Below are 20,248 nucleotides of genomic sequence, written 5' to 3' on the forward strand. Positions count from 1 at the left end.
GCGAATGACACCCGAGGACCGCTTCCCCGGGCCTGAACACCCGGACTCAGGCCCCCGCCACCAGCCGGACCTCGACGTGCTGCCGTACGGCACCTATTACGAACCGGAACCCGCCGCCGGCTACTCCGGGGGCGGCTACGAGGCCGAGACCTACAGCGGCTACGGCGGCGCCCGCTACCTCGAACAGCACTGGCCGGCCGCCGGCCCCGAGCACGGCCACACCGTGCACGCCCCCAACGGCCACGACGGCCACGGCGGTTACGAGCCCACCCTGACCGACCACCCGTCCCCCGCGCACGGCGGCCACCAGGGCCCCGGCAGCGGCGCGCAGAGCGACGACCCGCCGACCATCGAGCTCGGCCCCCCGCTCGCCGAACCCGGCCTGCCCTACCACCCGTACCCGGCCCCCGGCCCCGGCGAGCCGCCCGGCCCGCTCTACGTGGTCGGCGACGTGCACGGCTACCTCGACGAGCTCCGCGCCGAGCTGCGCCACCAGGGCATCATCGACGCCGACGGCCACTGGTCGGCCGGCCGCGCCCGGATCTGGTTCCTCGGCGACTTCACCGACCGCGGCCCGGACGGCATCGGCGTCATCGACCTGGTCATGCAGCTCGCCGCCGAGGCGGCCGCGGCCGGCGGCTACTGCCGTGCCCTGATGGGCAATCACGAGCTGCTCTTCCTGGGCGCCGCCAAGTACGGCGACGAGCCGGTCCAGTCCACCGCCGGCACCGCCTCCTTCCTCGCCGCCTGGCGGCTCAACGGCGGCCAGCAGAGCGACCTGGAGCGGCTGGAGGGGCACCACATCAGCTGGCTCTCCCGGCTCCCGGCGATCGCCCTGGAGGACGGCCACCTGCTGCTGCACTCCGACACCACCGCGTACCTGGAGTACGGCGAGTCCATCGCCGAGGTCAACGACGCCGTCCACGACCTGCTCGCGGACGAGGGCGTCGACGAGTGGTGGGACTGCTTCCGCCGGTTCACCAAGCGGTTCGCCTTCCGCGGCGACGCCGGCCCGATGGCCGTGCGCGAACTGCTGGACACCTACGGCGGGGCGCGCGTCGTGCACGGACACAGCCCGATCCCGTACCTCACCGGCGCGGTGCACGCCGACGACGGCATGCCGCCGCACGTCCCGGGCCCGTACGTCTACGCGGACGACCTGGCCGTGGCCATGGACGGCGGCGTGACGATGGAGGGCCGTCTGCTGGTCTCCCGCCTGCCGATCTGAGCCCGCGGGCCCGCGCCGCCCGGGGCCGGGACGCGCCCCGCCCCGCAGGGCGGGCCCTGCGGGGCGGTGCGGATCGTGCGGCCGGGCCGCGGCGGATCAGCCGCGGCCGGCGCGCCGGGCGCGGCGGGTCAGCGCGACGGCGGCGGCGCCGACGGCGAGCAGGGCGGCGGCGATGCCCGCCGTGGCGAGGGAGCCGGAGGAGCCGGTGTCGGCCAGCTCGGACTGCCGGCCGCCGGTCGCGGTCGGGGAGGGCTTGGCGGCGGCCTTGACCACCGACGGGGTCGCGCTCGGCGTGGCGCTCGGCGCGGTGGACGCGCTCGGGGCGGCGCTCGGCGCCGCCGCGGAGCCGGTGGCCGTCGGGGCCGGCGCGGTGGTCGCGGTCGTGGTCGTGGTGGGCCGGACGCTCGGCGTCGGCGCGTCCGGGTTCACGCAGTCGGGCGCGCCGTCGACCGGGGTCGTGGCGACCGGCTGGGTGGTCCAGAAGGTCACCGGGCCGGCGCCCGGGTAGTAGCCGAAGCCGAGCTCCGGGTCCGAGGAGCCGAGCTTGAAGTTCCTGCCGAGGGTGATCCGGGCGTTGAGCACCTTGTTGTCGACCGGGCCCGCGGCCCACTTCGCGACGTCGACGGTGCCGCCGACCATGCCGACCGCTCCCAGGCCCACCCGGTGCCAGCTGCCGTCCTTCGGGTCCTGGACGTCCACCTGCGCGTCGCAGGCCGGCGGGCCCTCCATCGAGCCGACGCCCTGGCCCGCCCACAGGAAGAACGAGGCCGTGGTGATGTGCCAGTCGAACGCGTTGGCGGTCTTGATCGAGACCTTGAACGGGTGCGGCCTGCCGTCCGCCGGAATCGACTTCGGCAGCCCCTCGATGGTCGTGGTGAGGCCGTTCACCTTGGCCACCCGGCCGGTCCGCGACACCCACTCCTCGGCCTGGCCGCCCGTCCCCAGCCGGGGGCCGATGAAGGCCTCCACGCCGAAGTCCGTCGCCGGACCCCGCCGCTCGGTCTGCACCAGCTTGAACCGCAGCTTGAAGATCCGCTCGGCGTGCGGCTGCACCTCGACCCCGGCCCCGGTGAGGTCCGCGGCGGTGCCCTCGTGCCCGCCGGTCTTCCCGCCGAGGTCCTGGGCCGTCAGCTTCAACGGCTGCCACGCCCCGGAGGCCCCGTCGGCGTACTCGGCGACGATCTCGTCCACGCCGATCATCTCGGAGCCGAAGTAGACCAGCACGTGGTCGGCGGAGACCTGGTCGGTGTCGTTCCTGACGGTCACCGACCCCTCGGACCAGCCGCCGCCGGGCTCGACGGAGGCGAACCCGTCCATCCGGATGCTGCGGGCCGGATCGCTCCCGGCCGCCTGGGCGGCGGGGGCGGTCAGCGCGATCGGCGACGCGACCAGCGCCGCCGCCATGAGCGCATGGCGAATTCTCACATGTACCTCAATGGTCCGAAATCGACGCAATTCCCGGCGATTGCGCGGGGATTCCCCCCCGTCGCGCGGGCGGCAGACTATCCGACCTTCATATTGGAATGTCAACCAACTATTTTTGAACGACAATTCCCTACACGTCGACAAAGCGGGCCTTGATCGCGGAGCCCGTCCGGCGGATCGTGGAAGGCACCATCGACCGCGCCCACCCCGACTGGAGCGACCATGACCGCCGTGCGCGTGAAGGCCTTCGACCACCTCGTGCTCAACGTCCGCGACGTCGAACGTTCACTGGAGTTCTACAGCGGACTGCTCGGGCTGGAGCCGGTCCGCGTCGACGAGTGGCGGGCCGGCCGGGCCCCCTTCCCCTCGATCCGGATCACCCCCGAGACGATCATCGACCTGACGGCCCGCCCGCGCGGCGGGTCCAACGTCGACCACCTCTGTCTCACCGTCGAGCCGCTGGACTGGCAGGAGGTCATCGACGCCGGCACCTTCACCGTCCTGGAGGGCCCCGTCACCCGCTACGGCGCCCGCGGCGACGCCACCTCCGTCTACGTCCAGGACCCGGACGGCAACACCGTCGAACTCCGCTGGTACCCCGAGGACGCCGCCTGACCGACCGCCTCGGCCCGGGGCGTTCCCGCCGCCGACGGGGCCGCCGGGGCGGGGCTCCGGCGGCCGCCCGACGCACCGTTACACGGTGGTGACACCGCTGTGTAGGTGCGCGAACGATCCGTCTGGGAAGCTCTTCCCATCGCAGCCGCCGGGCCCGCACCGCAAGCGGGCCGACCCCGGCACCAGGGCTGCATCCGACTCTGTTTCCGGGGGGAAATAGCCATGTCCGCTCGCCCGTCCGCCCGCCGTTCCCGCACGCTCGCCGCCGCCACCCTGGTGGCCGTGACCGCCGGTGCCGTCCTCGTCCCGACGGCCGCCTTCGCCGACGCTCCGGCGCCGGCCGGCACCCTGCCCCTGGTCGCCACCCTGGAGGCGAACGCCGGGCAGGCCCCGCTGACCCGCGGCGGCAACGGCGCGGAGCTGACGATGACCGTCACCAACAACTCCGACCAGGAGCAGCCGTTCCACCCGGCGGTGACCGTCAAGCCGGTGGGCTCCGCCCCGACCGGGTGGACCTGGATCGACTTCAGCGCCAAGGCGATCTCCGCGCCGGCCACCTACGGCCTGCGGTCCTGGGGCGCCGGCAACAGCTTCTCCGGCTACGTCCTGCCCGAGAACAGCATGTACTTCGTGCCCTTCAAGGTGCCGGCCCACACGACCTACAGCTGGGCGGTCTCCTTCAAGCTGAAGGCCGCCCTCCCGGCGGACGACACCGCCGTCGAGGTCGGGCTGGTGAACGACCAGAACGACAGCACCAACAGCGGCCCGGTGACGCTGCCGGTCGCCTCCCCCACCGGCGCCCTCGTCCAGAGCTTCAGCAACGTCTCGGGCGGCGTCTCCTACACCAAGCCGTTCGAGACCGACCTCAAGCTGACCAACAACGGTGCGGCCATCGGCTCCACGATCAACCCGACGCTGCGCCTCGGCGACGGTTCCCGCCCGGTCCCGGCCGACCTCAAGCTGGACGTGCTCCAGGGCGGCCAGTGGGTCACGGTCCCCGGTTCGGGCAGCGTCTGGCAGCTGCCGCCGGTGGTCGGCGGCCTCGGCCAGGGCGCGACCCAGCACTACAACGTGCGGCTCTCGCTCACCGGCTTCAGCGGCCCGGGGAGCTACTTCTCCGACTCGCTCGGCCTCGTCCCGGACACCGACCAGGGCCCGGTCGACACCACCGTGAAGGCGACGCTCTCGGTGGACGGCTCCCCCGTCCTCTAGGACCGTCCGGGGAGCGCACCGTGTGGTTGACGTCCGGGGGGCCGTCAACCACATGATCGTTCCATGACGACGCAGCGATCGAGCGACCGGTACCCGTCCGAGCACACCGTGGTCCGTGACGGCGTCCGGCTCCTCTGCCGCGACACCGGCGGCCCGGGCCGGCCCGTCGTCCTGCTGCACGGCCTGGCCGGCCACGGCGGCGAGTGGGACGCGCTCGTCGCACGGCTGGGCCCCGGACACCGCGTCGTCACGGTCGACCAGCGCGGCCACGGCGCCTCCGAACGCCGGCCCGGCGACGTCTCGCGCGCCGCCTACGTCGCCGACGCGGCGGCCGTCCTGACCACCCTCGGACTGCGCGGGGCCGTGCTGGCCGGCCAGTCGCTCGGCGGCCACACCGCCATGCTCACCGCTGCCGCCCACCCGGGCCTGGTGGACGCGCTCGTCCTGGTCGAGGCCGGCGCCGGCGCGGCGGACCCCGGCCTCCAGGCCGAGGTGGGCGGCTGGCTCGACTCCTGGCCCTGCCCGTTCCCCTCCCCGGAGGCCGCCGCCGAGTTCTTCGGCGGCGGTGCGGCCGGAGCCGGCTGGGCGGCCGGACTGGAACGGCGCGCCGACGGCTGGTGGCCGCGGTTCGACCGGGACGTCATGATCGGCTCGCTGGCCGAGAACGCCCGGCGCGACTTCTGGCCGGAGTGGGCCAAGGTCTCCTGCCCCACCCTCGTCGTCCTCGCCCGGCGCGGCATCGTCGCGCCCGCCGAACTCGCCGAAATGCTCCGCCTCCGCCCGGACACGATCGCCGTCAGCATCCGCGACGCCGGCCACGACGTCCACCTGGAACAGCCCGGGGAACTGGCCCGCCTGCTGCTCGGCTTCCTCGCCACCCGCCCGGCCCCCTGAGCGTCGCCGCGCGGAACGTCCGGGGGGGACGTCCGGGGGGGAACGTCCGGGGGGACCCCTGCGCCGGACGTCACGGACGCGGGGATCCGTCGGTCCCACGGCGGTGACCGGCGGGGGCCGGGGCGAGCAGGCGACGCAGCGCCGCGGGGGTGTGGCCGACGTGCTCGCGGACGACGCGGGTCAGGTGCGCCTGGTCGGCGAAGCCGAGCCGGGCCGCGAGGTCGGCGAGGCCGGGCTCGCCGGCGGCGAGCCGGTCCATGGCCCGGGCGACCCGCACCCGGTTGCGGTAGCGGGTCAGCGAGACGCCCGTCTCCCTGGAGAACACCCGGCTCAGCCGGTAGGGCGACACCTCCAGCAGCGCGGCCAGTGCGCAGAGCCCCCCGGCCTCCGGGGCCTCTTCGACGATCGCCTCGCGCGCCGCCGCGGCCAGCGCCCGGTCGGCGGGCCGGGAGCGGACGGCCGGCTCACCGGCCGCGGCCGCGACGAGGCGGAGCAGTTCCTCCGTCAGCGCGTAGTCGACGTCACCGGCGCCCGCGGCGGCGACCAGCCGGCGGTGGGCGAGATCGACGCGCGCGTCGACGTGCACCGTCGCCGCGGCGGGCGGGCGCCCGAGGAGGGAGGGCTCGAAGTCGACCGACGTGCAGACGTCGCCGCCGGCCGGGTGGGCGAAGCGTTCCTGCTCGCCGGGCGCGCCCAGGTAGGCCATGGTCCGGTCCAGATCGGTGTCGACCCCGTCGGCCGACCGCCGGAACCTGCCGCGACGCACCAGCACCAGGCGGTGGCCGTCGCGGATCTCCGGCCGCGACCACCGGACGTGGTCGGAGCGGCACCCCACCACGGCGACGGTGAACTCCGGGCGCGCCGCGAGGGTCGAGGCGGACAGCATGCCGCGAACGGTACCCGCCGGGTACGACGGAACGGCCCGCAAGGATCTTCAAGACCGCCGGTGTCCCCGCCCCGGATGCTGGGGCCACCCGAGGACACGAAGGAGCCCCCCATGGCCTCGATCCACAAGGAACTCGTCATCGACGCCCGTCCCGAGGCGGTGTGGTCGGTGCTCAGCGACTACGGCGCGGTGCACACGCGACTGGCGCCCGGGTTCGTCACCGGCACCCGGCTGAGCGCGGACACCCGCACCGTCACCTTCGCCGACGGCACGATCGTGCTCGAACGGCTCGTCGACCTCGACCACGCGGCGATGCGGGTCGCCTACACGGTCATCGGCGGCAGCCTCCACCCGTCCCACCACCACGCGTCCATGCAGGCCCTTCCGGAGCCCGGCGGCCGGACGCGGTTCGTGTGGCACACCGACGTCCTGCCCGACGCCCTGGCCGCACCGATCGCCGAGTCCGTCGAGCACGGTTCGGCGGTGATCCGCCGCACGCTGGAGGCCGCGCCACCGGCCCCGTCCGGAGCGGCGCCCGCCTCGGACGCGCTCCGATGAACGGCCTCGACGTCGTCCGGGCCGCCTGGAGGGCGTTCGCCGCCCACGACGCCGACCGGATCTCCGCGGTCCTCACCGAGGACGCCGAGTGGCTGGCACCTCCGGGGAACGCCACGGCCACCGCGCTGGACCGCCCCAGCCACATGATCGGCAGGGAGGCCATCACGCGCTTCCTCGCCGAGGACTTCTCCCGCCTGTTCGCCGCCGACGTCGACGTCACCTTCCACGCCTTCCACCTCGCCGGCGAGCACGTGATCGTGGAGGAGACCATGACCGCGACCCTCTCCGACGGCCGCCCCTACGCCAATGACTATTGCCTGGTCTTCGAACTCCGCGACGGTCTGGTCCACCGCGTCCGCGAGTACCTGGACACCGCGCGCGGACACCGCATGGTCTTCGGCGACACCGCGCGGTAGCCGAGGACGACGAGGCGCCGCCCCGGGGTGACCCCGGGGCGGCGCTTCGCTCTCCCGGGGTCGGCCGGCCAGGGGGAGGCAGACCTTGTTGCCCTCGGCGCCGTAGCCGGACTCGACGGCGGTGGCCCCGTCCCCGTGCTCGTCGCGGATCCGCCGGGAGATCTTCATCGAGCAGAGCAGGACTTCAGCCCGGGACCACCACATCCGCCTCGTCACCCTGGGGATCCGCAGCAGCCAGCAGGACTTCCGCCGCCTCGGTGCGGACGTAGAGCACGTACCGGCCGCTGCGGTGTGCGTCGACCAGGCCGGCGGAGCGGAGAGCGGTCAGGTGCTGGGAGACTCCGCCGGGGGTGATCCCGGTGCGGCGGGCCAGGTCGGTCGTCGAGGCGGGGGTGTCGAGTTCCGCCAGCAGGCGGGCCCTGGACCGGCCGATGACCGCCGCCAGTGCCTGCGGGACGGCGGATCGCCGTTCCCAGAGCGCGGCCACGCCGCGCGGCGGATAGCGCAGGGTGGGCTGCCAGTTCGGGCTGATCACGGAGAAGACCCGGGGCCAGACGAACACCGACGGAACGAGGAGGAGCCCGCGCCCGCCGAGTTGCCGGCTGCCGCGGACATAGCGGTGCCCGACGTACAGGGTGTCCTCGTCCCAGGCCACGCCGGACGCCAGGTCGCCCAGCAGCTGGTCCGCTCCGTGCTCGGCGAACAGCCGGGCCCGGTGCAGCACGTCTCCCTCCAGGAGGGAGCGCAGCCGGGGCCAGTGCGGCGCGAGTGCGATCTCCCAGTAACTCTCCACCTGTTCGGCGAGTTGGGCGAGACCGCGGCGCGGATCGCCGCGCAGCCGGTCGATCCGCTCGGAACGCGGCGCACGTGGGCCGCTGAGGCCGGACCGGACCTTCTCGGGTGGCGTCGCGCGCAGAACGGCGAGCTCAAGCCCCAAATCAGCGACCGAGGTTGTCGGTGGTGGTGCGATGAAGACCGGGATCGACCGGGGCGGGTCCGGGACCAGATCGGCGAGCAGGCGCCAGTCCAGCCCCGAGGCTGCCAACCGGCGACGAACCTGATCGATCCACGGGCGGTGCAGCGGGTGCTCGGCCGGATGCTTCAGCACCCTGACACTGGCCACCACCTCCCACAGCGGCGAAAGAGCGAACCGGGTGCGGGCCAGGTCACGGACGGAGAATGCCAGGTCCAGCACGGTGCAGCCCCTCTGCGGCGGAGGACCCGGCGGCCGACGGGTCAGGATTCAGCCCAGCCTAAATTCCTCGCCCGCCGGGCGGCGCGGCAGGAACCTCGCTCCATGACCAGCACTGATCTCGCCCACGGGCCGGACACGGCCGCTCCCACGCCCGATCCGCATCCTTCGGTCCTCCGAAACCCGGACTTCCGCCTGCTCATCGGTGCCGCCGCAGTGAGCAGACTCGGCACCGCGGTGAGCTCCTTGGCGATCCCGCTGACCGCCGTCCTGGCCCTGCACAGCTCGGCCGGACAGGTCGGCCTCCTGGCGATGCTGAGCACCGTCGCCTTCCTGTTGATCGGTCTGCCGGCCGGAGCCTGGGTGGACCGGATCCGCAAGCGACCCGTGATGATCGCCGCAGACCTGGCCAGGGCCGCCCTCCTCGGGTCGGTGCCGGCCGCCTGGCTGCTCGGCTGCCTGACGATCCAGCAGCTCTATGTGGTGGTCCTGCTGGCGGGCGCGGCCACTGTCTTCTTCGACGTGGCCACGCTGAGCCGACTGCCCGACCTGGTCGGGCGGGACCAGCTCACCCGGGCCAACGCCCACCTGGTGACAGTGGACGCCCTCACCCTGATCGGCGGGCGCAGCGCGGGCGGCTTCCTGGTGGCGCTGTTGTCCGCCCCGACCGCGATCGTGGTCGACGCGGCCGGCTACCTGGGATCGGCGATCCTCCTGCTGCGCATCCGCCGGCCGGAGCCGCAGCCGCGGCACCGGCGCGACACCCGCCTCGGCGGCGAGATCCGGGAGGGCCTGCGCTTCGTGTTCGGCCACCCGACCCTCCGGGCCGTCGCGCTCGCCGGAGCCTGCACCAACCTGTCCATCCAGCTCTGCCAGACCATGCTGCCGGTGCTGTTCGCCCGTGAACTCGGCCTCTCCGACGGCATCATCGGCCTGTTCTTCGCGGCCGGTGGCGTCGGGGTGTTCATCGGTTCGCAGTCGGCCCGCCGGCTGGCTCACCGACTCGGCGCGGGTCGGGTGCTGTGGCTGATGGGCCTGGCCGTCGCGCCGCTCGGCGGCCTGCTGGCGCTGGCCGATCGCGGCCCGGCCCTCTGGCTCGCCGCGGCGGCCTGGCTGATCACCACCTGCAAGGTCGGCATCGACAACGTGATCACGGTCAGCTTCCGCCAGAGCGTGACACCGGACCACCTGCTCGGCCGGATGAACGCCACCATGCGGGTCGTCCTGACCGGCTCGCTCGCCGTCGGCGCCGCCCTGGCCGGCCTGCTGGGCGAACTCGCCTCGGTGCGAACCGCCCTGTGGGTCGGCGCGGCCGGGCTGGCCACGGTCTGGGTACCGATCTTCTTCTCACCGCTGCGCACCCGGCGCGAACTGTCCGGTCCCGGCGCCCTGCGGTGAAGGGGTGACCACGGCGAAGCGCCGCCCCGAGAAGCGACAGCTCTCGGGGCGGCGCCCGGGCGCGGTGTGTCAGTCGGCCAGGGGGAGGTAGACCTTGTTGCCCTGGGCGGCGAACTCGGCGGACTTCTCGGCCATGCCCGCGAGGGCCTCGGCGTCGTAGCCGGACTCGACGGCGGTGGCCCCGTCGCCGTGCGGCGCCGAGGTTGGTCACCGAGGGCAGTTCGTGGCCGGATCGCCCCTCCCGCCGGGTCGGGGGCGATCCGGTGTGCTCATGGAGTTGTTCAGGCGCCTCTGCCGGTCAGGCCTACGCGTTGGTGAGCAGGAAGTCGTCGGCGGTGGCGTCCATCAGGAGTTCGTCGCAGGGACGGCCGCGCCAGTAGCCCGACTGCCGCAGCCGGCCCGCGGGCCGGAAGCCGGCCTTCTGGTAGGCGGAGACGCCCGCCACGTTCGGCTCCAGGACCTTGAGCCACACCATCCGCAGGGCCGTGTACTCGAACGCCCAGCGGAGCGTCAGCTCAGTGGCCTCGGCCGCGAAGCCCTTACCGCGTGCCTCCGGGGCGAGGAGGATGACGTACTCGGCCGTCCTCACGGCGGGGTCGATCGAGAGGGTCGTGATGCCGACCGGCGTGTGGTCGTCGCCGGCGACCACCTCGAACTGGGGGTAGTCGCGGTTGCGGCCCTGACCTTCCCAGCCGCCCGCGCGGACCTCCCAGGACTGGGCGACCTGCGTGCCGAAGCCGAGGATGGTGCCGGGGTCGTTCTCCCATCGGTGGTAGTCGGCCAGGTGGTCACGGTTGGTCATCGCCAAGCTGACGCGCTCGCCGGGCAGCAGGATGTGAGGGGTGGGCATCGATGCCTCGTTCCGGGTCGGTCGGTGCGTTGATCGGTGTGCAGTCGCCAGTCTGCTCGGGTTCCTCCACCGGCAGGCCGTGAACGTCGTACATCCAGGCGTGCAGGCGTATCGGGTCGGTGGCCACGCCGTGGCGCCAGGCACCACCACGGCCGCCGAGCAGGAGAAGGAGGGAGGCCGCCACGCTCTCCTCCAGGCAGGCGACACGGGCGGGAAACGCGCGGGCGGCCCAACGGACCGAGCGCACCGCGAGGCCGGCGTGGCGTGCGCCCGGGAGCGGCAGGTGGCCGCCGGCCTCGGCAAGACGGCGAAGGCGACCGAAGCTTCTGCCAGGACGGCCTGCCGTACGTACGACCAAGGTCGTCGCCACGACGGCCGCCGCCGCCAGCCGCCATGCCCACGGTGGCGGGGCGACCCCCTCCAGACGGGCAGGGGATTCGCGGGTTCCCCAGGAGACCTGCGAGTCGCGCGGGGAGACCGGGGCCGGCGCCGCGCTGTGCTTCAGCGCGTCGAGCCAGCGGGTGAGCGTGTCGCCCGTGAGGAGGACCGTCCGGCCGGTCCGGTAGTCGACGACCACGCCCGCGCGAGCGGTCAGCGCGGTACGCGTGTGCTTCGTCGGCGTGGGAATCGTCATGGCCTCTCCTCCCAGCGAACCGCCTGTCCGGCCGCGGCCGAGGACCGGAGCCAGAGTTCCGTACCGAGAACCGGTTCGATCAGGCCCCACGGGATGTCGACGCCGAGCACGGCATGGCCCAGCAGCGAGCGCACGGCCGCCGGACGGATGAGCCCGAGGCCGGCGAGGTGCCCGTCCACCAGATCCAGGACCCGGGCCTTGTTCGCGCGCAGCCCGTGGTGGTGATCGGCCGCGAACACCCCCTTGGCGCCCCGCTGAAGGACCCCTTGAGGCAGGAGACCGGTCACGGCGTCGGTCAGCAGCGGCTTGTAGCGGCGTGCGGACCATCGTTGCGTCGCGGACGTGGCGAGGACGGTCTCCACGATGCGGGCGTCCGTGTAGGGGTTGTGCATCTCGATGCCGTGCGCGGCTGCGAGTTGGTTCTCCGTCGCAGCGGTCCGGCCGACGTAACGTGCTTCTCCCAGGAGGTAGCGGTCGGCGTGGCCGAGGGTGAGCGTGTCCGCGTGTGGAGCGGTGACGGACCGGGCCAGGTCGAGCGTGCGGCGGGTGAGCCACGGCATCGGCGCCGTCGCACCGCCGAGCTTTCCGGGGTCCTTCCAGGCCGCGGCCACCACTGTCCAGGGGCTCGACCGGTAGAGCCGTGCCCATGCCTGCGCGTCGTCGGCCAGGCGGAGGAACCGACCCGATCGCGCCAGGTCGGCCATGTGCACCGGGGGCGGCATGAACAGGGAGTCCCCGCCGTCCCCGGTCAGGTGCACGTTCATGCCGTCAACCGCCAACAAACGGAGTTGGGCGGAGAGTTGGGCGTGGACCATGGCCGACGGCGCCGGTTCGTCCGTCAACGGGACGGAATCGAGGTCCGCGAAGGGCAGGTGCTCCGGGCCCAGGGGCATGAAGCGGTGGCGGATAGCGGGGAACGCACGGGCGACGGCGCGGGCGTGGTCGATGTCTCCGCCGCTCTCCCGCCCCTTGGGGTGGTAGGTGAGGCCGGTGACAGGACCGGACGTTGCGGCGATCGCCGCAAGGGTACTGGAGTCGAGACCACCCGACAGATCGGAGGACGCCGCTTGTCCGGAAACCCGGATGAGCACGCTGTCCTCCAGGTCGTCGCGCAGCCGCTGTACGGCGTCGCCCCAGGCGAGGCGGGGCGCCCGCCAGAACGGAGCGAAGGCGGAAGCGCCGTGCGCGTTGGCGGTCCAGCGATGCCCCGGCGGTACCTGTTCCACTCCCTTCCAAGCCGACCGGCCGGGAACCCACGCGGTCGGCTCGGCCAGGTGCGCGGCCAGCCAGGTTTCGTCCGGCTCGGCGCCGATCAGCGAGGCCAGCGCGAGCGCACTCGATGCCCAGACCAAAGTCCCGTCAGCCTGGGTGATGTAGACCGGGGCCGCGCCGGCAGGGTCGGCCCACACCGTGAGCTCGCCGCGGCCGTCGTCGAAGACCAGGGTGTACGCCCCCGTCCAGGCGGTTGCCGCCATGTCCAGGACGCGCAGACCGGTTGAACGGACGAGGCGATCCAGGTCCGCGTCCGTGGCACCGCACGGGCCGAAGACCGCCAACCGCTCACCGGCGCCCTCCGCCAGGCGTACCCGGGCGTCGACCGACCAGGCCGACGGGCCGCGCCACAACACCCTTGCGCCGACAGGCGTTCGGGACGTGGCGGCCGGGGGGGTGATTGATCCACCGAACAGGCTCATGCGATCACCTCCAAGGATCGAGCCCGAGCAAGGTGCGGCGGCACCCCCGGGGGTCAGGGTGCCGCCGCCGTGCCGTCAGCGTCAGGCGTCGTACGGCGCGCGCTTGCCCTCGACGCTGTTGTTGTTGCTGCCCTTCGTCAGGAACGTCGCGTCGCCCAGGACGACGACCTCCTCCTCCTGCTCGGGGTCGAGCTGGACCAGGTTCTCCATGTCGTTCACCTCCCTCCGCTGGTGCAGGCGTGACGGTCGATCCCGTCACGGTGGCGCACCCCGGGCCCCGGTGTCGTCGTCGGGGCCTGGGGAGTCTTGGGGGACCCGCCTGTCAGGTCGGCGGCTCGCGATCGGGTGCCGACCGCGCGGGGTGTGCGAGGCCCTGATGGTCGGCAGCCTCCAACTGGTTCAACACCGAAGCACCGAGGAGGAACACGGTGACCGCGTGGCCGAGCACCCAGACCCCCGCCAGTACCGCACCAACCGGGTCACGATGCTCGCCACGATGAAGACCGTGGGTCCCTGGTCCATTCACGTTCACGCCGCCACCGTCCTCAGCTCGAACCAGACCCACTTGCCGAGCGCGGCGAGGTCCACACCCCAGCGAGAGGCGAGCGTGTCCACCAGGCCGAGGCCGTACCCGGACTCCGCCTCACCCTTCGGCTCCATGCGGCACGGCAGTTCAACGGACGAATCCCGGCCCCCCACACGTACCGACGGCTGCCGCCGGCGGCCACCAACTTGCGCGCGGCACCGGCCGATTCGGGGATACAGGGCAGTTCCACCCGGCACCGCCAGTCACCAGGAAGCACCACCGGAATCTCGATGGGCACGTCGATCGGGCGACCGGCGGAGGAGGGATGGACTGTCGAGGCGGAATTGATCACGCTCATCAGCCCGGCCACCCTCTCCATCGCCCTCCGGGCATCTCCCGAAGGTGACTCCACAGTCCCCGAGCGGACAGCTTCGAGAAAAGGCCAGCGTGTGTACCCACGATGGGTAAACTCGCGGTCGGTTATCTCGCGTGACACTGAGCGATGATCTTCCTGGCGCTGAGGGGTGGCAGCCATGAGCGAGTCCACAGAGCCGCAGGGGCTTCCGCGCAGACTGCTCGCGGACCCCGACATGCTGCTCGCCTGCGCGGAGCGCGACTTCGCGCGGATCTTCCAACTCGCCGCGCGCAAAGGCGGGTTCCACCCGTCCCGCATCGCCCGCGCATGCGAGCTGACGCCCAGCAGGGTGGGCGAGGTGATGAAGGGCCGCCCGAAGATCACCAACATGGGCGTCATCGAGCGCATCGCGGACGGCTTACGGATTCCCGGGCGGGTGCTCGGCCTGGCCGACCGCAGTTGGGAACAGCCCGCCGTCCTACGCCAGGGGCTCTCACTCCAGGTCGAGGTGGCGCATCTCCCCCGGCCGGCTCCCGAAGCCCGAGCAGGAACCGAGCTGGACGACATCCTCGCCATAGCCGCAGGTACAAGGGTCACGCCCAACGTCCTGCGTTCCCTGCAAGCGTCCATCGAGGACTATTGGCGACGCGACGACCAGCATGGCGGTGAAGCCCTACGGCCGGCGGTGATCGGCCAGCTCGGGTACGTCACGGGCATCATGCGCGACACGGCGGACCCCAACTTCCGTCGAAGCCTCCACGGCATCGCTGCCGAACTCGCGCGCCTCACCGGGTGGACGTACTTCGACGCACGGCAGTTCAACACCGCCCAGAGCTACTTCACGGAAGCACTCCGGTTCGCGCGCGAGATCGGCGACCGCCCGTTCATCGCCAACGTGCTCGCCTGCCTCAGCCTCCAGGCGACCTACCAGGAGAGAGCCCAGGACGCGATCACGCTGGCCCGAGCCGCCCAGGACAACGCCCACCTCGACGGTGGTACGCCGAGGCTGCTGTCGATGCTGTCGATGCGCGAAGCCTTCGGCCACGCGAGCGCGCACGACCAGGAGGCGACCCACCGGGCGATCGCCACAGCGCACAACCACTTCGAGCGGATCGCCACCACCGACGACGACCCCGTGTGGGTCCAGTACTTCGACCACACCAAGCTCACCGTGGACACCGGGATCGCCCTTGGCCAGCTGGGCGATGCGACGGCCGCCGAGCCCCTCATCGCCGAAGCCCTTCGTGCCGAGCCGAAGACGAACCTCCGAGGCCGCGCGTTCCACAGCTTCTGGCTCGCCCGCACGCAACTCCAGCGGCAGGAAATCGAACTGGCCTGCACGACCGCGACGGCAGCCCTCGACCTCGCGGCGGCCGTCGAATCACCCAGGGTGGTCGCCCATCTCCAGGAGTTCCGGCAGCTGCTCAAGCCCTACCGCGGCCACACCCGGGCCGAGGAACTGGTCGACCGGATCACCGGCTCGGCCGGATGATCAGAGGCCGGCCTCGTCGAGCAGCAGGTAGAGCACACCCACGAGCGTGCCGCTGCTGACGATCTCGCGACGGTCGATCATGCCGCGCAGCTCGGACAGGGCGACCCATTCGATCCGGTCGGACTCGTTGCGCTCGGTCGGCGGGCCCACGTACTCGACGGCATCGGCCCGGAACACGAAGTGCTCGGAGTCGGTGATCCCGTTCGCCGGCTGGGCGTAGATCAGCGGCTTGACCTCACCGACCCTCCAGCCGGTCTCCTCCAGCGCTTCGCGGGCCGCAGCCTCCGCCGGGGTCTCGTCCGGCTCGATCAGCCCCATCGGGAGCTCCCAGGCCCAGGTGTTGGTGATGAAGCGGTGTCGCCACATCATGAGCACCTGCTTCTCGCTGTTCACGATGGCCGCGACCGCCAGGTGCCGCAGCTTGACCACGTGATGCTCCCAGCGGTGCCCGTCGGGCTGCTCGACATCGGCCAGCCACAGGTTCACCCAAGGGTTCTCGTAGATCGGACGTTCCCCGTGGACCTTCCACTGCATCGCTGCGGCCCCTCTCGACGGACCCTCAGCATGTCAGACCGTGAGACTCACCGGGTCCGATTCGGCGAATTCTCGTCAGAGTGACGCAATGTGCCCGGACCTGGGCCATCTGCGCTGTACTCGGAAATTAGGTGCGCCGTCCCGGACACGCGAGGAGACTCCCGCCATGGATGCATCTGACGAGATGACGGGTTTAGCCGACCTGTGAAGGCCGCAGAAGTGATCGTTCGTTCCCCATGCAGACCGAACCCGACGAGTCAGTGACACTGGCCGCTCCAGGGGTTGGGGCGATCGAGGTCGCAAGCTCTCTCGCGCACCAGTTGCTCTCACAGCATCCGTCCAACAGGTAGGCCTGCCCCGGTCGCCTCACCGCAAGGGGAGGCGACCGACAGGAGACCATGCACACCCGCTCCGTGTGCACGAAGCTTCATACAAGAAGCCAACGTCTACCGAGCGCCGTCCCGCGTCGGTCGGGACGGCGCTCGGGTGTGGTGTGTCAGTCCGCGAGAGGCAGGTAGACCTTGTTGCCCTGGGCCTTGAACTCCTCGGACATGGCCTTCATGCCCGCGAGGGCCTCGGCGTCGTAGCCGGACTCGACGGCGGTGGCCCCGTCGCCGTGCTCGTCGCGGATCTTCTGGGAGATCTTCATCGAGCAGAACTTCGGGGCGAGACCAGCACCTTGGCGCTGGGCCGGCGCCCCGATCGGCCCGCCCACGCGGCTCAGTGCCAGCGAGTGAACGGGAGACGCCCAGGCCGGCGCCGGCCGCATGGGTGCAACACCCGGAGCGGGGCATCCAGCAGGTCCCCGGCCACGAACCCGGGGTCATCACCCGTGCCGGTCATCCACTCGGCAATCCGGTGGAGGACATCGGCGCACCGTTCGCCGTCGAGCCGCAGAGCCTGTTCGGCACCCGGAAGCGCAATGCGTACCCCGTCGGCGATCAGCTGGAAATCGCCGAACCAACCTGGCAGGAGGGTGGCCGAGTCGGCGCCGAGCGCGTAGAGGAGAGCGGCCGCAGGACTGGCCCTGCGCGCCGCCGGCGTACACATCCCGTCGAAACCACTGCCGGCCGTCAGAGCCAGGCTTGCGTCCCGCATCGCCTTCGTCGTGGCGGTCTCCGAGTTGGCTCCGTGGACGAAGTCCGCGAACCGGATCCCCGCAGCGGTCGGCAGACGGACCGCAGGATGCCTTGCATCGGGCGCGAGGAGGGTCTCCCCGTCGCAGTCCCGCCGCCACCACGCGAGAGTCTCCGTGTAGCCCGTCGGCTTGCGGAAATCGTCGGCCGTGACGAGGTGCGCGAACCTCCCCGGCAGCGCCGCAGCCTCCTGGTCGGGCACGGCCCCGATGACCCATGCGCCGGTCGAGCCCACCGTTACTTCCGCCTCGCCGCCGCGACGGACAGTACCGGGTCAGGCGGATCAGCCCGCGCACGAGGCCGGGAACACCGATCCGACCGCCGTTGCGGCCAAGGGCGTGGCGCTGTCTCGGAACGGCCTTCCGGCTGTCCGGGACAGCGCCACGTGGTCGAGCGTCAGTCCGTCGGCGGGAAGTGCACCCGCTCCGGACGCGCGCCGCCCATCACGGCGAGGGCTAGTCCCGACGGCGAGCTGCGGCTCGTCCGTTGCGCCTCACGAGGATGAGGATCGAGCCTCCCAGCACGACGGCGGCCGCCGAGCCGACCGCCATGGCGATCGACTTGCCGGAGCCGGTGGCAGCGAGTGCCTGCCCCGACTCGTGCGGACGCACGACCGGTACACCCTGTTCGTGACCGCCCTTGCCGTTGCCGTGGTCGGCCGGAGCGTTGCCGTGGTTGCCTTGGTCCTGCCCGTGTTCACCTTGCTCGTGGCCGCCGTGACCCTGACCGCCGTGACCGCCCGGAGACTGGGGCGGTCCGGCAGGGCCGGGAGGACCGGCAGGACCCGATGGGCCGGCCGGACCAGCAGGACCGGCAGGGCCGGGCGAGCCGTTCGCACCGGGCGAGCCGTTGGCGCCCGGCGATCCATTGGCACCAGGCAAGCCGTTAGCGCCCGGCGATCCGTTGGCACCAGGCGATCCATTGGCACCAGGCAAGCCGTTAGCGCCCGGCGAACCGTTGGCACCAGGCAAACCGTTGGTGCCCGGCGAACCGTTGGCACCAGGAGCACCAGGAGCACCCGGAGCACCCGGAGCACCGTTGGGGCCAGGAGCCCCGGGAACGCCGGGCGAACCGTTGGCACCGGGAGCGCCGGGAGCGCCGGGAGCGCCGGGAGCGCCGTTGGGACCGGGAGCACCCGGAGCGCCCGGGGAGCCCGCCACGCCCGGAGCACCATTGGGGCCGGGTGCACCGGGGGCGCCAGGAGCACCCGGAGCACCGTTGGGACCGGGAGCACCGGGAGCACCGGGAGCGCCGGGCGAACCGTTGGCGCCGGGAGCGCCGGGAGCACCGTTGGGACCGGGAGCACCCGGAGCGCCCGGGGAGCCCGCCACGCCCGGAGCACCGTTAGGTCCAGGTGCACCCGGGGAACCCGAGGCACCGGGAGGACCAGCGGGCCCACTCGGTCCAGGGGGGCCACTCGGTCCGGGCGGGCCGCTCGGTCCGGGCGGCCCGACGGTGCAGGCCGCCCTCGTGATGGTGTTGTCGTCGAGAGTGACGGCGCCGTTGCGCGCCAGGGCGCGGCCTTCGATCACCGAGGCGTGGTTCACGCTGATGGACGTGAGAGCCAGGATGTTGCCCTTGAAGAAGGAGTCGACGTCGATGGTGGCGGAGCTACCGACCTGCCAGAACACATTGCAGGGTTGTGCTCCGTTGACCAGGCTGACGACGCTCGACGGAGCCGTGATGAGGGTGGAGCCGATCTGGAAGATGAAGACGGCGTTCGGGTCGCCCATCGCGTCGAGGGTGACGGTCCCGGTGAGGTTCAGCGACGAACTCGCCTTGTAGACGCCGGGCGTCAGCGTCAGCCCTCCGATGTCGCCGGGCGAGGTCAGGATGGCCGTGGGGGCCCGGCCGGCAGCATCGTTGTAGGCGATGACGAGGTCGGACTGGGCCTGCGCCGCCTGCGCGTCGTTGACGTGCTGAACCCCGTTCACGGTTCCGGGGGGAAAACCCGTCACGCTGGTGCCCGGGAAGAGCCCCAGGTCGCCGTTGATGACGCTGGGTCCGGTGTTGGTGACGGTCGAGCCCGCCAGGATCGCATAGCTGGTGTCAGTCCCCAGCCCCACCGGTGCGGTTGCTGCGTGCGCTGGGCTGGCGACCAGGCCGGCCGCCGCGAGCAATGTCAGTCCGGACAGCAGGACGGACGCCCCCGCGAGTCGAGCGCGTCTACGCCCTCGCCCCGGTGGAGCGGACAACATGGCATCGACTGCCATAGGACAGGACCTTTCTTGTCACGTTGAACTCCGTCACCCGAAGTGGGCATGCGGAGCGCTACTGGTGGTTTCCGGTCAGACCTCACGCCCTCGCACTCGCGCCGGAGGGCTTTCGACGAGCGGAGCCGACCAGGACAGGTGATGGAGAGTCACCAACTCACTACACCGTGCAACAACAACATGAAAAGAAGAGAGTGATAAAGATGCAATGGAGTGACACGCCAGCGCCGATCGAGGAGCGCCCCCACCCCCGCAGCATCGTTCGCCTACGCACTAAATGCCCGGATCTGCCCTCCCCTGGCAGCCGCCGGCCGCCGCCAGCGCCGTAGCAGTACCGTTCTTTCCTCGTGGCCGCGTCCAGGCCGGTGAATCACGTATCGCCCCGTGATCCCAATTGTTGGCCCGATCATGAACGACCTAACGAATCCGCTGGAAGAGGCGCTCACTACGGCCACCGGTGACGTCGGCACGGTGGCCGAGCGCTGCCGCGCCGCAGGCGGCCTGCTCAGGGTCACCCTGGGTGAACTGCGCGCGGAAGTCGGCTACCGAAGACTCGGCAAGTACGTCCTGGAAGAACTGGCCGAGCGTCTCACCGAAGAGGGGCTCGGCTGGTTCCCGACGTGGCGGCTCTCCCCGAGGGAGAACGGCGAGCCGCGGAAGGATCACGACGTGTGGGTGTTCATCCGGAACGGCGGCCTGCGCTGCCAGATCATCGATGCCATCCAGACCCCCGACGGTTCCGACATCCCAGCGGTCCTGAACGGCCTGCTCAAAGGCCGTCCCCAGGATCTCTCCCCGGAGCGCAAGCTCGGCCTCATTCGCGAAATCCTCGGACTCTGACCCACACCCGGGAATCCGCCGACCGGATTCCACCTGCACACCCGAACGTTCGCGGCGCTGCGCCGGACACCCTTTAGGGGGCCCCGCGCCCCCGCGCCCCACCAGCCCAGCATACCCCACCCGGAGGGAGACCCCGTTGCCCCGGGCCGT

At 72.0% G+C, this 20,248-nt stretch carries 21 protein-coding genes; 9 read left to right on the forward strand and 12 right to left on the reverse strand.

Annotated elements, in window-relative coordinates; all coding sequences use genetic code 11:
• The first annotated feature begins 4 nt into the window (after positions 1–4).
• Positions 5–1,228: a metallophosphoesterase gene (locus ACFXAM_RS11060; protein WP_380289718.1), complete on the forward strand. Its 1,224-nt coding sequence runs from the start codon at positions 5–7 to the stop codon at positions 1,226–1,228.
• A 96-nt stretch (positions 1,229–1,324) separates the two neighbouring features.
• Here ACFXAM_RS11060 and ACFXAM_RS11065 read toward each other — a convergent pair whose 3' ends face one another.
• Positions 1,325–2,653, reverse strand: coding sequence for a hypothetical protein (locus tag ACFXAM_RS11065; RefSeq protein WP_380289720.1), 1,329 nt, complete (start codon positions 2,651–2,653; stop codon positions 1,325–1,327).
• A gap of 222 nt (positions 2,654–2,875) precedes the next feature.
• Here ACFXAM_RS11065 and ACFXAM_RS11070 point away from each other — a divergent pair, with 222 nt between their 5' ends.
• The 3 genes from ACFXAM_RS11070 to ACFXAM_RS11080 all read left to right on the forward strand — a co-directional run bounded on the left by ACFXAM_RS11070 (position 2,876) and on the right by ACFXAM_RS11080 (position 5,374).
• Positions 2,876–3,268 carry a VOC family protein gene (locus ACFXAM_RS11070; RefSeq protein ID WP_380289722.1) on the forward strand — a complete coding sequence of 131 codons (393 nt, stop codon included), beginning with the start codon at positions 2,876–2,878 and terminating at the stop codon, positions 3,266–3,268.
• 222 nt (positions 3,269–3,490) lie between these two features.
• Positions 3,491–4,480: a hypothetical protein gene (locus tag ACFXAM_RS11075; RefSeq protein ID WP_380289724.1), complete on the forward strand. Its 990-nt coding sequence runs from the start codon at positions 3,491–3,493 to the stop codon at positions 4,478–4,480.
• Positions 4,481–4,543: 63 nt separating this feature from the next.
• Positions 4,544–5,374, forward strand: coding sequence for an alpha/beta fold hydrolase (locus ACFXAM_RS11080; protein ID WP_380289725.1), 831 nt, complete (start codon positions 4,544–4,546; stop codon positions 5,372–5,374).
• 70 nt (positions 5,375–5,444) lie between these two features.
• On the opposite strand, the gene ACFXAM_RS11085 is transcribed toward ACFXAM_RS11080, so the two are convergent.
• The gene (locus tag ACFXAM_RS11085; RefSeq protein WP_380289726.1) at positions 5,445–6,260 is read right to left on the reverse strand and encodes a helix-turn-helix transcriptional regulator; all 816 of its coding nucleotides are present in this window, start codon (positions 6,258–6,260) and stop codon (positions 5,445–5,447) included.
• Between the two features lie 111 nt (positions 6,261–6,371).
• On the opposite strand from ACFXAM_RS11085, the gene ACFXAM_RS11090 reads away from it, so the two are divergent.
• Complete coding sequence (locus ACFXAM_RS11090; protein ID WP_380289727.1) at positions 6,372–6,818, forward strand: SRPBCC family protein; 447 nt, start codon at positions 6,372–6,374, stop codon at positions 6,816–6,818.
• On the forward strand, positions 6,815–7,234 hold the full coding sequence (locus tag ACFXAM_RS11095) for a nuclear transport factor 2 family protein (protein WP_380289729.1): 420 nt from the start codon (positions 6,815–6,817) through the stop codon (positions 7,232–7,234). Before ACFXAM_RS11090 ends, ACFXAM_RS11095 begins: the two co-directional genes overlap by 4 nt.
• A gap of 184 nt (positions 7,235–7,418) precedes the next feature.
• Here the strand turns inward: ACFXAM_RS11095 and ACFXAM_RS11100 are convergent, their stop codons facing one another.
• Complete coding sequence (locus tag ACFXAM_RS11100; RefSeq protein ID WP_380289731.1) at positions 7,419–8,429, reverse strand: DUF5937 family protein; 1,011 nt, start codon at positions 8,427–8,429, stop codon at positions 7,419–7,421.
• A gap of 102 nt (positions 8,430–8,531) precedes the next feature.
• Here ACFXAM_RS11100 and ACFXAM_RS11105 point away from each other — a divergent pair, with 102 nt between their 5' ends.
• The gene (locus ACFXAM_RS11105) at positions 8,532–9,824 is read left to right on the forward strand and encodes an MFS transporter (protein ID WP_380289733.1); all 1,293 of its coding nucleotides are present in this window, start codon (positions 8,532–8,534) and stop codon (positions 9,822–9,824) included.
• A gap of 304 nt (positions 9,825–10,128) precedes the next feature.
• Here ACFXAM_RS11105 and ACFXAM_RS11110 read toward each other — a convergent pair whose 3' ends face one another.
• From ACFXAM_RS11110 to ACFXAM_RS11130, 5 genes are all read right to left on the reverse strand, one after another.
• A complete protein-coding gene (locus ACFXAM_RS11110; RefSeq protein WP_380289735.1) occupies positions 10,129–10,674 on the reverse strand; it encodes a GNAT family N-acetyltransferase in 546 nt (181 codons plus the stop codon).
• Positions 10,613–11,308 (reverse strand): lasso peptide biosynthesis B2 protein, encoded by a 696-nt coding sequence (locus ACFXAM_RS11115; RefSeq protein WP_380289737.1) that lies wholly within the window; start codon positions 11,306–11,308, stop codon positions 10,613–10,615. Before ACFXAM_RS11115 ends, ACFXAM_RS11110 begins: the two co-directional genes overlap by 62 nt.
• Positions 11,305–13,002, reverse strand: coding sequence for an albusnodin/ikarugamycin family macrolactam cyclase (locus ACFXAM_RS11120; protein WP_380289739.1), 1,698 nt, complete (start codon positions 13,000–13,002; stop codon positions 11,305–11,307). The genes ACFXAM_RS11115 and ACFXAM_RS11120 overlap by 4 nt, the downstream gene beginning before the upstream one ends.
• 81 nt (positions 13,003–13,083) lie before the next feature.
• Positions 13,084–13,212: an albusnodin family lasso peptide gene (locus tag ACFXAM_RS11125; RefSeq protein WP_350755147.1), complete on the reverse strand. Its 129-nt coding sequence runs from the start codon at positions 13,210–13,212 to the stop codon at positions 13,084–13,086.
• Between the two features lie 318 nt (positions 13,213–13,530).
• Positions 13,531–13,662 (reverse strand): hypothetical protein, encoded by a 132-nt coding sequence (locus tag ACFXAM_RS11130; protein ID WP_380289742.1) that lies wholly within the window; start codon positions 13,660–13,662, stop codon positions 13,531–13,533.
• A 399-nt stretch (positions 13,663–14,061) separates the two neighbouring features.
• Here ACFXAM_RS11130 and ACFXAM_RS11135 point away from each other — a divergent pair, with 399 nt between their 5' ends.
• Positions 14,062–15,375 carry a hypothetical protein gene (locus ACFXAM_RS11135; protein ID WP_380289743.1) on the forward strand — a complete coding sequence of 438 codons (1,314 nt, stop codon included), beginning with the start codon at positions 14,062–14,064 and terminating at the stop codon, positions 15,373–15,375.
• Here the strand turns inward: ACFXAM_RS11135 and ACFXAM_RS11140 are convergent, their stop codons facing one another.
• From ACFXAM_RS11140 to ACFXAM_RS11155, 4 genes are all read right to left on the reverse strand, one after another.
• On the reverse strand, positions 15,376–15,909 hold the full coding sequence (locus ACFXAM_RS11140) for an NUDIX domain-containing protein (protein WP_380289745.1): 534 nt from the start codon (positions 15,907–15,909) through the stop codon (positions 15,376–15,378). It abuts the gene before it with no gap.
• A 496-nt stretch (positions 15,910–16,405) separates the two neighbouring features.
• On the reverse strand, positions 16,406–16,558 hold the full coding sequence (locus ACFXAM_RS11145) for a thiamine biosynthesis protein ThiC (protein WP_380289761.1): 153 nt from the start codon (positions 16,556–16,558) through the stop codon (positions 16,406–16,408).
• A gap of 71 nt (positions 16,559–16,629) precedes the next feature.
• Positions 16,630–17,247 carry a hypothetical protein gene (locus ACFXAM_RS11150; RefSeq protein WP_380289747.1) on the reverse strand — a complete coding sequence of 206 codons (618 nt, stop codon included), beginning with the start codon at positions 17,245–17,247 and terminating at the stop codon, positions 16,630–16,632.
• A gap of 253 nt (positions 17,248–17,500) precedes the next feature.
• On the reverse strand, positions 17,501–19,258 hold the full coding sequence (locus ACFXAM_RS11155; protein ID WP_380289749.1) for an ice-binding family protein: 1,758 nt from the start codon (positions 19,256–19,258) through the stop codon (positions 17,501–17,503).
• Between the two features lie 408 nt (positions 19,259–19,666).
• On the opposite strand from ACFXAM_RS11155, the gene ACFXAM_RS11160 reads away from it, so the two are divergent.
• Positions 19,667–20,098 carry a hypothetical protein gene (locus ACFXAM_RS11160; protein WP_350560481.1) on the forward strand — a complete coding sequence of 144 codons (432 nt, stop codon included), beginning with the start codon at positions 19,667–19,669 and terminating at the stop codon, positions 20,096–20,098.
• Positions 20,099–20,248: the final 150 nt, after the last annotated feature.

Source organism: Kitasatospora sp. NPDC059462 (assembly GCF_042749955.1).
Lineage (GTDB): Bacteria > Actinomycetota > Actinomycetes > Streptomycetales > Streptomycetaceae > Kitasatospora.

Coding starts and splice junctions, on each gene's coding strand:
- ACFXAM_RS11060 (WP_380289718.1), top strand. CDS start 5: ATGACACCCGAGGACCGCTTCCCCGGGCCTGAACACCCGGACTCAGGC.
- ACFXAM_RS11070 (WP_380289722.1), top strand. CDS start 2,876: ATGACCGCCGTGCGCGTGAAGGCCTTCGACCACCTCGTGCTCAACGTC.
- ACFXAM_RS11075 (WP_380289724.1), top strand. CDS start 3,491: ATGTCCGCTCGCCCGTCCGCCCGCCGTTCCCGCACGCTCGCCGCCGCC.
- ACFXAM_RS11080 (WP_380289725.1), top strand. CDS start 4,544: ATGACGACGCAGCGATCGAGCGACCGGTACCCGTCCGAGCACACCGTG.
- ACFXAM_RS11085 (WP_380289726.1), bottom strand. CDS start 6,260: ATGCTGTCCGCCTCGACCCTCGCGGCGCGCCCGGAGTTCACCGTCGCC.
- ACFXAM_RS11090 (WP_380289727.1), top strand. CDS start 6,372: ATGGCCTCGATCCACAAGGAACTCGTCATCGACGCCCGTCCCGAGGCG.
- ACFXAM_RS11095 (WP_380289729.1), top strand. CDS start 6,815: ATGAACGGCCTCGACGTCGTCCGGGCCGCCTGGAGGGCGTTCGCCGCC.
- ACFXAM_RS11105 (WP_380289733.1), top strand. CDS start 8,532: ATGACCAGCACTGATCTCGCCCACGGGCCGGACACGGCCGCTCCCACG.
- ACFXAM_RS11110 (WP_380289735.1), bottom strand. CDS start 10,674: ATGCCCACCCCTCACATCCTGCTGCCCGGCGAGCGCGTCAGCTTGGCG.
- ACFXAM_RS11115 (WP_380289737.1), bottom strand. CDS start 11,308: ATGACGATTCCCACGCCGACGAAGCACACGCGTACCGCGCTGACCGCT.
- ACFXAM_RS11120 (WP_380289739.1), bottom strand. CDS start 13,002: ATGAGCCTGTTCGGTGGATCAATCACCCCCCCGGCCGCCACGTCCCGA.
- ACFXAM_RS11125 (WP_350755147.1), bottom strand. CDS start 13,212: ATGGAGAACCTGGTCCAGCTCGACCCCGAGCAGGAGGAGGAGGTCGTC.
- ACFXAM_RS11130 (WP_380289742.1), bottom strand. CDS start 13,662: ATGGAGCCGAAGGGTGAGGCGGAGTCCGGGTACGGCCTCGGCCTGGTG.
- ACFXAM_RS11135 (WP_380289743.1), top strand. CDS start 14,062: ATGAGCGAGTCCACAGAGCCGCAGGGGCTTCCGCGCAGACTGCTCGCG.
- ACFXAM_RS11140 (WP_380289745.1), bottom strand. CDS start 15,909: ATGCAGTGGAAGGTCCACGGGGAACGTCCGATCTACGAGAACCCTTGG.
- ACFXAM_RS11145 (WP_380289761.1), bottom strand. CDS start 16,558: ATGAAGATCTCCCAGAAGATCCGCGACGAGCACGGCGACGGGGCCACC.
- ACFXAM_RS11155 (WP_380289749.1), bottom strand. CDS start 19,258: ATGGCAGTCGATGCCATGTTGTCCGCTCCACCGGGGCGAGGGCGTAGA.
- ACFXAM_RS11160 (WP_350560481.1), top strand. CDS start 19,667: ATGAACGACCTAACGAATCCGCTGGAAGAGGCGCTCACTACGGCCACC.